Genomic DNA, 1678 nt, shown 5'->3' on the forward strand with positions numbered 1-1678 from the left:
AGTACTTTCTAAGCGAGGTTTGTTTTTGGATTAAAGACATTGTTGTTCAAAAAAAGATGGTGTATAAACGTTTGTTTTAGCTTCAAAAAAGTGGTTTTCAAAAAAGTGTTTACCTTCCCTTGATTGATGGATATCACTTGGGCTTGGCTTTTTGGTTTTCTGACCATAAACTTGAGGTATTTCTTCAGGTTGTACGTCATAGCGGCCATCAATACATGTTTGTTGGCTTGTTGTATTCCTCGGGTATTGACTCGTTTCATGTTGAGAAAGTTGATGAGCGTTCCCAAAACAGGTTCTACTGTCTTACTCCTCACCTTGACCATTCGTTTAGCATACTCTGGGTTTTGAGTGAGCTTTTGGTGCATCTTGTCATAGAGTTCTTTGTGGATGCTGTCGTCTATCTTCTTGAAATTGGTTTTCATTCCACAACATTGCTCTCGAAGAGGACACTTCTTACAATCACTTTCACTACTGCGGTAGGTGCGTTTGGTATAACCTTTTGGGTCTGTTTTCTCACCTTTGAAAAGCAGTTTGGCTTGATTACCGCCTTCTTTGGTGCATTGGTAATAATTCTCCTCTTTGTGGAGCACAAAGCCTTCTCGCTCAGGAACGTATTGTCCGAAGTTAGGCATCCAGGCATTGATATGATTTTCATTTAGGTATTTTAAGGCTTCACCACTGCTGTAACCGGCATCGGCTAAAACTTCGCCCAGTTCAAGGTTGTTTTCTTCTAAATTTTCTTTGGTGAGTTCTACGAGTTGTTCCAGACACTGACTATCGCGTTTGTCGGCAAAGTCGGCACAGGCTCCGGTAATCACGTGGTTGGCATCGTCTACGGCGAGTTGTCCAAAGTAATTGAGTTGACGTGCCTTGCCGGGTTTGACACTTACTTTGGCATCGGGATCGGTGGGACTGTAATGCGTGTGATTGGATACATATTTGGGGCGGATAAGGTTGCCGTTTTCGTCTTTTCTGTCGCCTTTGATACTTCCTTTAGGCATGTCTTTATAGGCTTCTGTTTTCCAATGGTGGTGTTGGTCAACGAGCTTTTTACGTGTCTGGCTAACTTTGTATTCGCTGTTTTCATTGAGCTCCTGAGCATAATAATCAACATCATCTAAAACTTCCTTCTCTACCAAACTATCCATCGAAGCATTGGCTTTGATAAAAGCACTATCAACCGCTTGGCGTTTGCCACGAACCATTCCTTTCTCAACACATAAGGAAAGAATTTTTTTGAATAGTTCCATAAACACTTCCTCTCCGTACAATTGACGCGTTCTGCTAATGGTACTGTGCCAGGGAAGAGCTTCATCAATATCATAGCGAATAAACAAACGAACGTCTAAACAATTGGAACAATATTCAATAAGTTTTCTATCGGAATTGATGTTGTTCAAATAGCCAACCAAACAGATTTTGAAGAACACCACAGGGTCAATGCTCTCTTGGCCTTCTTCTCCGTAATAGTCTTGAGTAGCTTTATACAAAAACCGAAAGTCAATGGCTTTATCTAGCAATCGGTAGAAATTATGCTCCGGAATCAAGTCCTGTAAATGAACTTGGTAGAGCATTTTGGGGGTGAGTTCTTTTTTTCCTTGCATGTCTAAAATTACAAAAAGTGAATCTTTTTTGCAAGATTTTTTTGGTATATTTGGGGAGTTGTGCAACAAGCACA

1 pseudogene is annotated in these 1678 nt (G+C 40.8%); it reads right to left on the bottom strand.

Annotation, left to right across the window (positions count from 1 at the left end):
- Nucleotides 1–83 precede the first annotated feature (83 nt).
- Nucleotides 84–1604 (bottom strand): annotated as a pseudogene (locus V7M80_RS13135) (IS1182 family transposase); the annotation flags it as partial.
- Nucleotides 1605–1678: the final 74 nt, after the last annotated feature.

The sequence above is a fragment of the Flavobacterium sp. genome, assembly GCF_036759525.1.
Classification (GTDB): domain Bacteria; phylum Bacteroidota; class Bacteroidia; order Flavobacteriales; family Flavobacteriaceae; genus Flavobacterium.